13 protein-coding genes are annotated in these 13,063 nt (G+C 68.8%); all 13 read right to left on the bottom strand.

What is annotated here, in order from left to right:
* Positions 1–56 precede the first annotated feature (56 nt).
* The gene (locus ACFTE1_RS06075; RefSeq protein ID WP_380625310.1) at positions 57–2,084 is read right to left on the bottom strand and encodes an acyltransferase family protein; all 2,028 of its coding nucleotides are present in this window, start codon (positions 2,082–2,084) and stop codon (positions 57–59) included.
* Between the two features lie 220 nt (positions 2,085–2,304).
* Complete coding sequence (locus ACFTE1_RS06070; protein ID WP_380625308.1) at positions 2,305–3,117, bottom strand: carbohydrate ABC transporter permease; 813 nt, start codon at positions 3,115–3,117, stop codon at positions 2,305–2,307.
* A complete protein-coding gene (locus ACFTE1_RS06065) occupies positions 3,107–4,486 on the bottom strand; it encodes a carbohydrate ABC transporter permease (protein ID WP_380625306.1) in 1,380 nt (459 codons plus the stop codon). The genes ACFTE1_RS06070 and ACFTE1_RS06065 overlap by 11 nt, the downstream gene beginning before the upstream one ends.
* 18 nt (positions 4,487–4,504) lie before the next feature.
* Positions 4,505–5,875, bottom strand: coding sequence for an extracellular solute-binding protein (locus ACFTE1_RS06060; protein WP_380625303.1), 1,371 nt, complete (start codon positions 5,873–5,875; stop codon positions 4,505–4,507).
* 243 nt (positions 5,876–6,118) lie between these two features.
* On the bottom strand, positions 6,119–6,877 hold the full coding sequence (locus ACFTE1_RS06055) for a YebC/PmpR family DNA-binding transcriptional regulator (RefSeq protein WP_380625301.1): 759 nt from the start codon (positions 6,875–6,877) through the stop codon (positions 6,119–6,121).
* Positions 6,878–6,911: 34 nt separating this feature from the next.
* The gene (gene pdxT / locus ACFTE1_RS06050) at positions 6,912–7,586 is read right to left on the bottom strand and encodes a pyridoxal 5'-phosphate synthase glutaminase subunit PdxT (protein WP_380625299.1); all 675 of its coding nucleotides are present in this window, start codon (positions 7,584–7,586) and stop codon (positions 6,912–6,914) included.
* 94 nt (positions 7,587–7,680) lie between these two features.
* On the bottom strand, positions 7,681–7,986 hold the full coding sequence (locus ACFTE1_RS06045; RefSeq protein WP_380625297.1) for a hypothetical protein: 306 nt from the start codon (positions 7,984–7,986) through the stop codon (positions 7,681–7,683).
* 103 nt (positions 7,987–8,089) lie between these two features.
* Positions 8,090–8,998, bottom strand: coding sequence for a pyridoxal 5'-phosphate synthase lyase subunit PdxS (gene pdxS, locus ACFTE1_RS06040; protein WP_380625295.1), 909 nt, complete (start codon positions 8,996–8,998; stop codon positions 8,090–8,092).
* Between the two features lie 168 nt (positions 8,999–9,166).
* Complete coding sequence (locus ACFTE1_RS06035) at positions 9,167–9,646, bottom strand: hypothetical protein (RefSeq protein ID WP_380625293.1); 480 nt, start codon at positions 9,644–9,646, stop codon at positions 9,167–9,169.
* 121 nt (positions 9,647–9,767) lie between these two features.
* Positions 9,768–10,886 (bottom strand): glycosyltransferase family 4 protein, encoded by a 1,119-nt coding sequence (locus ACFTE1_RS06030; RefSeq protein WP_380625290.1) that lies wholly within the window; start codon positions 10,884–10,886, stop codon positions 9,768–9,770.
* Positions 10,886–11,749, bottom strand: a complete 864-nt coding sequence (locus ACFTE1_RS06025; protein WP_380625288.1) for a phosphatidylinositol mannoside acyltransferase — start codon at positions 11,747–11,749, stop codon at positions 10,886–10,888. The genes ACFTE1_RS06030 and ACFTE1_RS06025 overlap by 1 nt, the downstream gene beginning before the upstream one ends.
* The gene (pgsA, locus tag ACFTE1_RS06020) at positions 11,733–12,377 is read right to left on the bottom strand and encodes a phosphatidylinositol phosphate synthase (protein WP_380625286.1); all 645 of its coding nucleotides are present in this window, start codon (positions 12,375–12,377) and stop codon (positions 11,733–11,735) included. The genes ACFTE1_RS06025 and pgsA overlap by 17 nt, the downstream gene beginning before the upstream one ends.
* Positions 12,378–12,499: 122 nt before the next feature.
* Complete coding sequence (locus tag ACFTE1_RS06015) at positions 12,500–13,018, bottom strand: HIT family protein (protein ID WP_380625284.1); 519 nt, start codon at positions 13,016–13,018, stop codon at positions 12,500–12,502.
* Positions 13,019–13,063: the final 45 nt, after the last annotated feature.

Genomic DNA, 13,063 nt, shown 5'->3' with positions numbered 1-13,063 from the left:
GTCGCCCTCCTTCCCTGCGGGGTCTCAGTGCCGACTGTACTCCCGGGCGGGCGGCGCTACCAGTCGAGCGCCTCCAGTATCCGCTCCTCCAGGTAGGGCCTCAAGGTCTCGGCGAACGTGGCCGTCATGTGCGCGTCGTCCCGGTAGACGAGCACGTTCCCCACCACGGGACGGCAGACCGACTCGTCGCAGATGAAGTCGGTCAGGTCGATCTTCGACACGCCCTCCAGGATCCCGACCTCGTAGAACTCCTCGGGATCGGGATAGTAGGAGTCGCGGTCGACCGTGCACTCCCCGCTCTCGGGCCCGTTGATGTCCACGCAGGCCGGAATGTCGAATCGGGGGCTGGGGGTGTCGCGCACCGCCACGACGTCGATGTCCCGCTCCATGAACGGCTCCCACCGCTCCTCGAAGTCGGGATGGCTCTCGACGGCGTCATACCCGACGCGCGACCCCAGCATGAACACCATGTCCGGATCCTGCTCCAGGATGGACTCAGTCGCGTCGTCGTTCCACGCGTCGCAGGACTTGTAGCGCTCTTCCCTGTCGTTGGGCTGGTCGATCACCGTCCGGCAGGCGTTCTTGATGTAGGTGACCAGGTGCCAGCCCCGGTCCTCGGCGATCTGCTCCATGGCCGGGAACCAGTGCCAGATCTTCGAGGCCCCGTACATGACGACGGTCTTCTCCGCCGTCTCCCGCTCCGCCCCGAAACGGCACTCGACGACCTCGTAGCCGACCATGCTCTGGTTGCACTCGTCGGAGCGCTTCGGCATGTCGTCCGCGGCGGCGAGGGTCGTGGGCCGGAAGTCGTCCACCGCTTCGGGCTCCTCCTCCGCCAGTTCCTCCGCGCCGGGGTACTCGTGCCCCGCGGCCGGCACCATGCCGTCCTTCGTCTTGACGTGGACGGCGGCGGCGAAGCTCACGCCGACCATCAGCACCGCGGATATGGTCGCTGCGCCGAAGGCGTAGGCGCCGAGGAGGGACCGCTGCCCCCACCCGAGTTTCGGAATGCGCCGGTCGAACAGCCACCGGGTGCCCGCAGCCAGCACCGTGGCGGCCAGGATGATGGCGATCCCGGCGGGAACGGTGGCGGCGTCGCGCCCGGTCCGCGTCAGGTAGAGGACGAGGAGGGGCCAGTGCCACAGGTACAGGGAGAAGGCGTGGTTCCCGAGCCACCGCATCGGCCCGGTCGACAGCAGTCTTCCCGCGCCGGACCGCGGCGCGGCGAGCGCGGACACGAGGATCAGCGAAGCGGCCCCGACGGGGACCAGCGCCCCGACGCCGGGATAGGCGCGTCCCTCAACGAGGAACCCCGCCGCCAGGAGCCCGGCGAGCCCGATCCAGGACAGCGCCCCGGCTCCGCGGAAGGGCCTGACCTTCACCGCGGCCAGCGCCAGAAGCCCCCCGAAGGCGAACTCCCACAGGCGGGCGCGGGTGTCGAAATAGGTGTAGGCCTGGTCGAACCCGATGGCCCACTGGGCGAAGGCGAGGGAGGACGCGAGGATCGCGGCGAACGCGACGGCCGTGACGACGCGGAAGTTCCAGCCCAGGCGCTTCGCCCCGAAGTACAGGGCGCCCAGGAGGAGCGGCCAGATCAGGTAGAACTGCATCTGGACGGCGAGGGACCAGTAGTGCTGGACGACGCTGGCGCCGTTGTTGGTCGAGAGGTAGTCCACCGACTGGTCGGCGAACCACCAGTTGGAGGTGAACAGGGCCGCCGAGAGGGCGTCGCCGATGGTCTGCTCCCACGTGGAGGCGGCCAGCCAGAAGAAGGCGATGGCGAGGCAGCAGAGGACGACGAAGTGGGAGGCGGGGAGGATGCGGCGGACGATGCGGGCGAGGAAGCGGCGGTAGCCGACGCCGCGACCGGACTCGAGGCCGCGCAGCAGGCTGGCGGTGATGAAGAAGCCGGACAGCAGGAGGAAGACGTCCACGCCGCCGGACACGCGGTTGAACCATATGTGGTAGACGGCGATGACGAGGATTGCCAGGCCCCGCAGGCCGTCGGCCTCGGTCAGGCGTCGGTGCTCGGCGGGCGGCCGCGAGTGCTTCGCGACGGAATCCGCCTGGGCGGACTGGGTCATGGGGATACCACCGGGTTCTCTCGGGTTCGGCCCGATAATATCGTGGATTCCCCTTTCCGCCTAGGACATTTTCCCAGTTCAGAAAGTATTTACCGAGTTTTCGTGACCACTCTGTTACCTACTCGGGATCTGCCGGGAGCGGGCGTGCGGGGTGGGTCGCGGAGCGGAAGACCCGCGCCGCCGGACGGTCGTCGGCGACGCGGGTCGGGGCCTCTCCGCTCTATTTGTCGGGGTTGACCGCCATGCCGGCCGTGAAGGGCTTCTGCAGGGCGATGAACACCAGGATCGGGGGGATCGAGGCCACCAGGGCCCCCAGCAGGAGCGGACCGTACATCTGCCCCTCCCCCGCCTGTTGCAGGGTCGCGAGTCCGACCTGGACGACCTGTTCGTCGCGGTCGGTCACCGTCAGCAGCGGCCAGAGGTACATGTTCCATCCGAAGAGGAACTGCAGTACCGCCAGGGCGCCGATGACGTTCCACGACAGCGGGACGAGCACGCGCGTCAGGAACTGGAAGGGGTTGGCCCCGTCCAGTTGCGCGGCCTCGACGAGGTTCCCCGGCAGGTTCGCGAAGTGCTGCCGGAAGAGGAACGCCGCCGTGGCCGAGGCGAGGAACGGGACGGTCAGACCGGCGATGTTGTTGGTCATGCCGAGGTCGTCGGTGATCTTGAACAGCGCCAGGATCGACACCTCGGTGGGCATCATGAGGGTCACCAGGACGAAGAAGAACACGATCCAGCGCCCGGGGAAGCGGAAGTAGACGAACGCCAGTCCCGCCAGGATGCCGGTGACGACCTTGCCCGCGGCGATGATGAGCGCCATGATCAGTGAGTTGAGCATGTAGCGCCACAGATCGCGGTCGCCCCACACCACGGACCAGTTGTCGGCGAGCTTGTCGCCGGGATAGAGCTGGAAGCCCAGCAGCTGCGCGTTGTTCTGGGTGGCGCCCAGGACCGCGTAGAGGATGGGCGCGCACAGCAGGAAGCAGATGAGCGCCAGCGCGAGGTGGACGAGCCAGTTTCTTCTAGTGGCCATAGTGCACCTTTCGACCGGTGGAGCGGAACTGCCAGGCGGTGACGGCGAGGACCATGGCGAACAGGACCAGGGAGCGGGCGGCGCCGGCGCCGATCCACTCCTGGGACAGGTAGACCGAGGTCATCGCGTCGGTGGTCGCCCCGTTGGGACCGCCCTTGGTGAGATAGTCGATGGTTCCGAAGATCTCGAAGAAGGCGTAGGTCACGGTGGTCACGATGAGGAAGAACGTGATCGGCGAGAGGGAGGGGATGATGAAGTGCCGCAGGCGCTGCCAGGCGGAGGCGCCGTCGATGCGGGCGGCCTCGATCATGTCCCGCGAGACGTTCTGCAGTCCGGCCACGTAGAAGACGATGATGAATCCCAGCGTCTTCCACACGCTGGCCATGATGACGAGCGTCCGCGCCAGGGCCGGCTCGGTCCGGTAGTTGGGCATGTCCCACGGCGTCAGGCTCTCCCAGGCGTGTCCGACGATGCCGGTGGCGGGGTCGAACATGACGAAGAAGAGGATGCCCGCGATCGGAGGGCTGATGGCGAAGGGCCAGATCAGGAGCACCCGGTAGACGCTCCTTCCCCTGATCGGCCGGGACACCAGCAGGGCTATGCCCAGTCCTATGGCGAGGGCCAGGACGACCGTTCCCCCGGCCAGGACGAGCGTCGTGAGGAAGACGCCGCGGTAGTCGGGGCCGAAGACGCTGGCGGCCACGGCGACGACGGCCGCGACGACCGCCAGTCCGCTGAAGGTCTTGAGCTTCGGCAGCGGGCTGAGGAAGGGGTCGCTCTGGCGCTTCTCGACGACGACGGTGGCGAGGACGGCGGCCACGGCCAGGGAGGCCAGGGCGACGGCCCACCACTCGAAGCTCGGGTCGAGCAGGGCGGTGTAGTTGTCGACGCAGACGAACCGTTCGACGGCCGTGCCCCGCTTGGTCAGCTGGGTGGAGAGCCGCAGCGTCTCCAGCAGGGGCCAGTAGAGGAACAGGACGAGGACGGCCAGGGTCGGGGCGAGGAAGAGCCAGGCGCTCCGCGAGTGGCGGAAGGTCGGCCCGTGTTCGCCGCTGTCCAGGTTGGCGGCCCCGCCGGGCGAGGTGAGGGCGCGGCCGAACCAGACGGCCAGGGCGGTGAGCACCGCCGCCGGGGCCAGGAACGCGACGACGCCGACGGAGTTGTCCAGTCCGGTGCGGTCGGGCTCGAAGGTGCAGGATTGCAGGGGGATCATGGTCAGGAGGGGGCCGAGGGCCCCGGCCGCGGCGCCGACGCCGGCTCCCGCCCAGGCGCGCGGAAGGCCGGCGCGTCTCCACGCCAGCCATCCCGCCGCGCCCCCCGCGATCGCCGTCGCCGCGAAGAGCGGCAACATGATCGGGTAGATAGGCACTGTGTTCGTTTCCCTCTACTACTCGGTGTAGAGCGTGTTGTAGTCGTCGAGGAGCTTCTGGGACTTCTCCTGCGCCTCCTGGAGCCGCTCGGCCGGGTCGACGTCGGTGGTCAGGACGGCCTCGACGGCCTGGGTGACCTCTTCGCGGATGGAGACGAAGGAGCCCATGAGGGCGCCGGCCGAGGCGGGCGAGCCGTCTGCCAGGGCCAGCTGGTCGTTGGCGGTGCGGTGGTACGGGTTCTCGTCGAACCAGCCCTCGTCCTCGAGCAGCTGCTCGGACTCACCGGTGATCGGGATGTAGCCGGTGGTCCGGTGCCAGGAGGCGGCGTTCTCGGCGTTGTTGAGGTACTGCATGAACGCCAGGGCGCCGTCCTCGTTCTTCTCCGAGAGGCCGTTGGCCAGCCACAGGGTGCCGCCGCCGATGAGGTTGCCGCCGTACTCCTTGGCGTCGTTGTAGGGCATGCGGGCGACGTCGACGCCGTAGCCGGCCTCGGCGCCGGTGTCCACGACGGCGGTGGCGTCGCCGGAGGAGGTCAGCAGGAAGGCCGCCTCCTGGGCGCCGAAGGCGTTGACGGGGCCGTCCCAGTCGTTCTGGACGCCGGAGTAGTACAGGTAGCCCTTGTCCACCATGTCCTGCAGCCAGGTCAGGTAGTCGACGGCGCCGTCGCTGGTGAGGTCGACCTCGCCGGCGCGCCCGGAGCGGCCGTTGTCGTTGTCGGCCAGCAGCTCTCCCTGCTGGGCGAGGGACTGCTCGAAGAACCAGCCGTGGTTGGGCTGGGTGATGCAGTGCTTGGGCGCGTCGTCGGAGGCCATGATCTTCTCGCAGGCGGCCTCGATCTCGGCCCAGGTCTCGGGCATGGCATCGACCCCGGCGGCCTCCATCCGGCTCTCGTTGCCGTAGAAGAGCGTGGTGGAGGTGTTCCACGGCATCGAGGAGAACTCGCCGCCGGTGGTGTAGTAGTTCTGGACGGCGCCGACGACGTCGTCGAGGACGACCGGCTCGTCGAGGATCTCCTCGCGGCCGTCGATGGCCTCTTCGAGCGACTTGAACAGCTTCTCGCCGTCCTGGTCGACCGCGTCGCGGGCGTCCTGGGTGGCCGCCTCGAAGTAGTGGACGATCTCGGGGGTGTTGCCCTGGGCGGAGGCGTTGGAGACGGAGTCGAAGAGCGGCTCGTAGTCGTCGTACCCCTGGACCTTGACGGTGTAGCCGTCGTGGGCGTCGCTGAAGGACTTGGCCACGTCCTTGGCCCAGTCCAGGCGGTAGTCGGTGAACGCGATCCAGACGTCGATCTCTCCGTCGGCGGAGGGTTCGCCGCTGTCGGAGCAGGCGGCCGTGGCCGCCAAGGTTATCGCCGCGGTCGCGGCTAGGGCTGCGCGGTTGGCCTTCATTGGTCTACCTCTTTGCTAATCCGGGTTCTTGCACTGGAGCGATCCTCGTCGACCAGGGAGACGGGTCGGCGAACATCGGGTTACGTGCAATCTACTAGTTAGTAATACCAACTGGGTCACAGCCGTGAATAGCCGGGTATGCGAAATTTACGTCAACTGTACGGAATTAAAACGAATACTCGATAGCCCCGGGCACGCGAAAAGGGCCGGGGCAGTACCCCGGCCCTTCGATGTCTCTCGCCCCTAGGCGTCGAGCTTCGCCAGCACCTCGTCGGGGACGTCGGCGTTGGTGTAGACGTTCTGCACCTCGTCGGAGTCCTCGAGGGCGTCGACGATCTTGAAGACCTTCTTGGCGCCGTCCTCGTCGACCGGGACCATTGTCGAGGCCTGGAAGCCGGCCTCGGCGGAGTCGTAGTCGATCCCGGCCTCCTGCAGGGCGGTGCGGACCGCGACCAGGTCGGTCGGCTCGCACAGCACCTCGAAGCCGCCCTCGCCCAGGTCGTTGACCTCCTCGGCCCCCGCGTCGAGCACGGCCGAGAGGACGTCGTCCTCGCCCAGGCCGTCGGCGTTGGGCACGAGGATGACGCCCCTGCGGCTGAACAGGTAGGAGACGCTGCCCGCGTCGCCGGGGTTGCCGCCGTTGCGCGTCAGGGCCACGCGGACCTCGCTGGCGGCGCGGTTGCGGTTGTCGGTGAGGCACTCGATCAGCAGGGCGACGCCGCCGGGGCCGTAACCCTCGTACATGATCGTCTCGTAGTCGACGCCGCCGCCGTCGAGGCCGCCGCCGCGCTTGACCGCGCGGTCGATGTTCTCATTGGGGACCGAGTTCTTCTTCGCCTTCTGGACGGCGTCGTAGAGCGTGGGGTTGCCCTCGGGGTCGGGTCCGCCCGTGCGCGCCGCGACTTCGATGTTCTTGATCAGCTTGGCGAACAACTTGCCGCGCTTGGCGTCGATGGCGGCTTTCTTGTGTTTGGTCGTCGCCCACTTGGAGTGGCCACTCATCCAGGCAGTTCCCCTCAGTCGGAAATACGGGCGCTCACTCGCGCACCAGGTTCAGGAAATAACGGTGGACTCGCAGGTCGCCGGTCATCTCCGGGTGGAACGACGTGGCGAGGCAGGAGCCCGAGCGCACCGCGACGATACGGTCCTCGTCGGGGCGCGGAGCAGTGTCGTCAACGCTAGCATCCACGGAGTCGCCACTGCGTACAGGCCGTGCGCTCCCGTTCCGGGAGGCCCGCACGACGCCCAGCACCTCGGTGCCCTCGCCGACCTGCTCGACCCACGGGGCGCGGATGAAGATGCCCGGGTACGGCCCCTCCTCCAAACCCTGGAAGTCGATGTCGGACTCGAAGGAGTCCACCTGGCGTCCGAAGGCGTTGCGCCGGACGGTCATGGGGATCGCGCCGAAGGAGCGCTGGTCGGGGCGCCCGTCGAGCACCTGCGAGGCCAGCATGATCATCCCGGCGCAGGAGCCGTAGACCGGCAGGCCCTTCTTGATGAGCTCGGCGAGGGGCTCGAAGAGTTCGAAGACGGAGAGCAGGTGGCTCATGGCGGTCGACTCGCCGCCGGGGATCACGAGCCCGTCCAGGCTCTCGATCTCGGAGAGGCGGCGGACCGACCGGGTCTCGGCGCCGGCGCCCTCGAGCATGCGCCTGTGGTCGACGACGTCGCCCTGGAGGGCCAGGACACCCACGGTCGGTTTCACTTCCACCTCCGGGTCGCGGAATGTGCGCTAACCCCTCAAGGATAGTTCCCACCTGGGCCTAGAGCCCATAACCGCGGCCGGGGAGCGAGATCCCTCACGTTCAATCCACCAGGCGGGGAGGCTCCTCCTCCGCGTTCTTCATCAGGTAGTCGATGAACTCGGCCCTCGCCAGCGGTTCTATGTCGCCCCAGGTGCCGGCGCTGGCCTGGCGCCACATGCCGACCAGCTCCTCGACGGCGTTGCCCACCTCCGCCAGGTCGCTGGTGAGGTCCTCCGTGTCCTTCGCCGCCCCCGTATGGCGCATGAGGTCGACGAAGAAGCGCCAGTCGCCCTTCTCCCGGGCGACGGCGAAGGCCTTGGACTGGAGTTCCGGCGTGGACAGCGCGTCGAGTTCCTCGAAGTTCATACCCTCAGATTAGGCCCGGGACCGGATTCCGAGGCCTGTTCACGGCAAAACGGCGCGCCCCTCGGGGACGCGCCGCCTCGTTCTCGGGCCGTGCGGGCCGGGACTACCAGCCGCGCTTGGCCAGCTTGTCCTCTTCGGGCATCGTGTCGACGTTCAGGCCGACCATGGCCTCGCCCAGGCCGCGCGAGACCTCGGCGACGACCTTCGGGTCGTCGTAGAAGCTGGTGGCCTTCACGATGGCGGCGGCGCGCTTGGCCGGGTCGCCGGACTTGAAGATGCCGGAGCCGACGAAGACGCCCTCGGCGCCCAGCTGCATCATCATGGCCGCGTCGGCCGGGGTGGCGATGCCGCCGGCGGTGAACAGCACCACCGGGAGCTTACCCGTCACGGCGACCTCCTTGACCAGCTCGTACGGGGCGCGCAGCTCCTTGGCGGCGGCGTACAGCTCGTGGTCGTCGAGGATGGTCAGGCGGCCGATGTCCTGGCGGATCTGGCGCATGTGGCGGGTGGCCTCGACGACGTTGCCGGTGCCGGCCTCGCCCTTGGAGCGGATCATGGCCGAGCCCTCGGCGATGCGGCGCAGGGCCTCGCCCAGGTTGGTCGCGCCGCAGACGAACGGCACGGTGTACTTCCACTTGTCGACGTGGTTGGCCTCGTCGGCGGGGGTCAGGACCTCGGACTCGTCGATGTAGTCGACGCCGAGGGACTCCAGGACCTGGGCCTCGACGAAGTGGCCGATGCGGACCTTGGCCATGACCGGGATGGAGACGGCGTCGATGATGCCCTCGATCATGTCGGGGTCGCTCATGCGGGAGACGCCGCCCTCGACGCGGATGTCGGCGGGAACGCGCTCCAGAGCCATGACGGCCACCGCTCCGGCGTCTTCGGCGATCTTGGCCTGCTCAGGGGTGACGACGTCCATGATGACGCCGCCCTTCAGCATGTCGGCCATGCCGCGCTTGACGCGGGCGGTTCCGATCTGGTTGTCGTTGTTCGCTTTGTTCTCAGACACGCTCGTGGCTCCATCCGACGCAGAGTATCAACGGTAGGTTCACTCTCATTCTACGCGGGGAGCGGGCCCCGGCCCGCTATGACGGAGGCCGCGACGTGACCGGCCCAATAGGGAGGCCCACCCCTCCCGACCCGCTTTTTCGGCCCCTGGGACGGGACCGCGCCCGATTCAGGCCGCTGGGTCCTCGATGTCCCAGTACTTCGGGCGCTCCAGGCGGCGCAGCAGGCCCAGCAGCCGGGCGGAGGGGAGGTCGCGGGAGGCCACGGCGTCGCGCACGACGTCGGTGTGGATCTGGCGGGCCAGGGAGACGCGCCGGTTGACCTCGGCGACCTGGTCGAAGCCGGGGGCCCGCTCGTCGACCTCCCGCAGGGCGTGGGTGAGGTCGTTCTCGGCGTACTCCCTCATCTCCCGCTGGGAGGAGGTTCCCACCGGCACGGCCACGACCGACAGCGCGATGGCGCAGGCCTTCTCATAGGCGGGCTGGCCTATGTACTCGAGGATGAGTTCCGCGCGCGAGTCAAGGGCGCTCAAGAGCGCCGACTCCGCGTTGCGGGCACGCTTGTGCAGCCTCTCGACCCGACCGGCCGTCCAGGTCAGGTACGTCCCCGCGGTGGCCGCCAGAGCGACCACGATAATGAGCCACCACATCCCTTACAGGGTAGACGGTTCGGTCGCTCCCCCGTCCGAGCGGCGGGCCGCCTTCGATCCCCGTCACGATCCCCGGTAGACCATGGAGTGGTGTTTTATATTGTGCGGCAGTGGATTTGAGCTATCCGGCGTCGATCGCGGCGCGGTAGACCTCCGCGACGCGCGCGGCCACCGTGGCCCAGTCGTAGCGCTCGACCCACTCGTCGGCACGGTCGGTGTAGCCCTTGCGGACGCCCTCGTCGCCCAGGAGCTCGTCGAGGTTCCGAGCCAGGTCCCCGACGTCCTCGGAGGCGAAGAGCCGCCCGGCGCCACCTCCGTCCAGAACGGACGCGAAGGCCGGGATGTCGCTGGCCAGCACGGCCGCGCCAGCGCTCATGGCCTCGGTGAGGATCATTCCGAAGGACTCCCCGCCCGTGTTGGGGGCCACGTAGACGTCCAGTGTGGAGAGCATGGCGGCCTTGGCGTCGTTGTCGACCGCTCCCAGCAGGTCCACGCGCTCCGCGGCCGGACCCGCGAACATCCTCTCCGCGGCGGCACCGTCCCCGCGGCCCACCACCAGCAGCCGCGCTCGCGGATGGTCCGGGGCGACCCGGTTGAAGGCCTCCGCCAACAGCGGAAAGCCCTTGCGCGGCTCGTCGAAGCGGCCGACGAAGCCCACCGTCGGGACGCCCCCGTACTCCGCCATCGGCCGCGCGCCGCGGAAATAGGGCACGTCGACCCCGTTGGGGATCTCCACCGCGCCCCCGCCCAGGTGCTCCACCTGGACCCTGCGGGCCAGCGGGCTGACGGCTATGCGGGCGCTGATGCGCTCCAGCACCAGCTGCGCCAGGTACTTCCCCGCCTGCAGCATGCGCGAGCGGGTGATCGAGGTGTGGAAGGTCGCCACGACCGGGGTCTCCTTGGCCGCCAGGACGGCCAGGCACGACAGCGAGGGGCTGAGCGGCTCGTGTACGTGGACCACGTCGAAGCGCCCCTTGGCCAGCCACCGGCGCACCTTCGCCGCCGAGCGCGGACCGAACGCCAGGCGCGCGATGGACCCGTTGTAGGGCACCGCGACCGACCGTCCGGCGCCGACCACATAGGGCGGCAGGGAGTCGTCGTCGGCCCCGGGAGCCAGGACGGAGACGGTGTGGCCGGAGGCCATGAGCGTCTCGGCGAGGTCCCTGATGTGGAACTGGACGCCGCCGGCGACGTCGAAGGAGTACGGGCTGACGATCCCGACGCGGAGGGGTCGGCCCATCAGTCCACCCAGAATCTCTGCAGCATGTGCCAGTCGGCCGGGTAGGCGGCGATGGACTTCTCGAAGGCGCGGGCCAGCTCCTGCGTGGTGTGGTCGAGCCGGTCGCGGAAGGGGCCGGTGCCGGTGTCCACCGGCCCGCTGATGTGGCAGACGGCGCGCGGGCCCTCGTAGTGGATCTCCGCGGTGTAGAGGGGGCGGTCGTGGCGCACGGCGAGGTAGGCGGGACCGACCGGGAACGACGCGGTGCCGTCGAAGAAGTCGACCTTGATACCCCTCTCCGAGAGGTCGCGGTCGGCGACCAGGGCGATGACGTCGCCCTCCAGGAGCCTGTCCCCCAGGATCTGCAGGGGCGGCCGGGAGGTGCCGTTGGTGGGGACGACCGTCATGCCCAGCTGTTCGCGGTACTCGAGGAAACGCTGGAAGACGCCCTCGGGCTTCAACCGCTCCGCCGCGGCCGTGACTCCATAGCCGTTGCGGGCCGCCCAGGCCCCCGCGAGGTCCCAGTTGCCCATGTGGGGCAGCGCGATGATCGACCCCCGGCCGCGCAGGGAGTCCTCGGCGACGGGGTCGAACCCGTTCATCTGGAAGGCGGCGTCCTGCTGCTCGCCGCTCATCGACGGAAGGCGGAACGCCTCTTTCCAATAGCGCGCGTAGGACCGCATGGCGTCGCGGACCAGCTCGTCGCTCGCGGGCGAGCCGACGACTCGCGACAGGTTGGAGCGCAGGCGGTCGACGCTCTTGCCGCCCTTGCGGACGGCCCGGTCGGCACCGTATCGGAAGAGCCGGTCGGCAAGGCCCTCCGGCATGAGCCGCACGGTCCTCCACGCGGCCAGGTAGGCCATCTCGTTAATTCTGTCGCGCATCCGCACTGTCCTCGGCTTCGTCCTCGCTCATGGCCTTGTGGGAGTGGATGAGGCGCTGGGCCACCGTCACGGTGGACAGCACGCCCAGAAGACCCAGGCCGACCTCCCAGGCGTACGGGACACCCGCGACCGCCGCGATCGTGACGAGCCCGACGCCGATCAGCCTCTCGGGACGTTCAACTATACCCACCGGGCACTCGGTGCCCAGGCTCTCGGAGCGGGCCTTCACGTAGGAGACGACCTCGGAGGCGATGAGGCACCACAGGGCGAAGGCCCCCGCGAGCGCCATATCGTTGCGCAACAGGTAGAACGCGATTCCCGCGAGGACGGCGCCGTCCGCGACGCGGTCCATCGTGGAGTCGAGGAGCGCGCCGAAGCGGGAGGTCTTGCCCGAGAGGCGCGCCATCGCGCCGTCGAAGAGGTCGGTGAAGGCCGCGCAGGTGATGACGATCGTCGCCGCCACGAGGTGGCCGGAGGGAATGAGCCACACCGAGGCCGCCACGATGACGGCCGTTCCGATGAACGTCATGGCGTTGGCGGTCAACCCGATCCGGAGCAGCCCTCGGGCCGCCCCGTCGAGGAAGCCGCGGAGGCCCGCCCGGCCGGAGGTCTTGAGAAACTTTGCCATGGGTATCCTGCCTAGCGCAGAGGCGACGCTGGGTACGTGAACACTCTAGCTCCCTGGGAGGCCCCGGCGACCGGGTATGGCGCATACGCCGTGCGAAGACACACCTCGTTCACCCGCGCGGATCAGCCCCACTCGGCGGCGAGGCGCTCCCGGGTGTCCTCCAACATCTCCGGAATCGTCTTGGTGCGGGCGATGACCGGCATGAAGTTGGAGTCCCCGCCCCAGCGGGGGACGATGTGCTGGTGCAGGTGCGCGGCGATGCCCGCTCCGGCCACCTGACCCTGGTTGATGCCGATGTTGAAGCCGTGGGGCCCGAGGACGGCCCGCAGCGCCTCCATCGCCCGCTGAGTGAGGGCGCCCATCTCGGCGACCTCGGCGGGGTCGATCGCGGAGTACTCGGCGACGTGCCGGAACGGCACCACCATCAGGTGGCCCGAGTTGTAGGGGTACTTGTTGAGCACGACGTACATCTTCTCGCCCCGTGCCACGATGAGCCCGGACTTGTCGTCGGCCTTCGGGATCTCGCAGAACGGGCAGCCGTCCTCCTCGCCCGGACCGGTCGGCTTTCCTTCTCCCTTAATGTAAGCCATCCTGTGGGGAGTCCAGAGCCGCTCGAATCCGTCGCCGTTGTCGTCTGTCATAGAACGATCGTATGCCACTCGTCTCCCTGCGGCGAACGGAGGAGG

The sequence above is a fragment of the Salininema proteolyticum genome (assembly GCF_042685645.1).
GTDB classification, from domain to species: Bacteria; Actinomycetota; Actinomycetes; order Mycobacteriales; family Micromonosporaceae; genus Salininema; species Salininema proteolyticum.
This window is presented reverse-complemented; position numbering and strand designations above follow the sequence as displayed.

Excerpts from the sequence above, each read along its gene's own strand:
- ACFTE1_RS06055 (WP_380625301.1), bottom strand. The coding sequence starts at position 6,877 with ATGAGTGGCCACTCCAAGTGGGCGACGACCAAACACAAGAAAGCCGCC.
- ACFTE1_RS06025 (WP_380625288.1), bottom strand. The coding sequence starts at position 11,749 with ATGCGCGACAGAATTAACGAGATGGCCTACCTGGCCGCGTGGAGGACC.
- pgsA (WP_380625286.1), bottom strand. The coding sequence starts at position 12,377 with ATGGCAAAGTTTCTCAAGACCTCCGGCCGGGCGGGCCTCCGCGGCTTC.
- ACFTE1_RS06045 (WP_380625297.1), bottom strand. The coding sequence starts at position 7,986 with ATGAACTTCGAGGAACTCGACGCGCTGTCCACGCCGGAACTCCAGTCC.
- ACFTE1_RS06060 (WP_380625303.1), bottom strand. The coding sequence starts at position 5,875 with ATGAAGGCCAACCGCGCAGCCCTAGCCGCGACCGCGGCGATAACCTTG.
- ACFTE1_RS06015 (WP_380625284.1), bottom strand. The coding sequence starts at position 13,018 with ATGACAGACGACAACGGCGACGGATTCGAGCGGCTCTGGACTCCCCAC.
- ACFTE1_RS06075 (WP_380625310.1), bottom strand. The coding sequence starts at position 2,084 with ATGACCCAGTCCGCCCAGGCGGATTCCGTCGCGAAGCACTCGCGGCCG.
- ACFTE1_RS06030 (WP_380625290.1), bottom strand. The coding sequence starts at position 10,886 with ATGGGCCGACCCCTCCGCGTCGGGATCGTCAGCCCGTACTCCTTCGAC.
- ACFTE1_RS06070 (WP_380625308.1), bottom strand. The coding sequence starts at position 3,117 with ATGGCCACTAGAAGAAACTGGCTCGTCCACCTCGCGCTGGCGCTCATC.
- ACFTE1_RS06035 (WP_380625293.1), bottom strand. The coding sequence starts at position 9,646 with ATGTGGTGGCTCATTATCGTGGTCGCTCTGGCGGCCACCGCGGGGACG.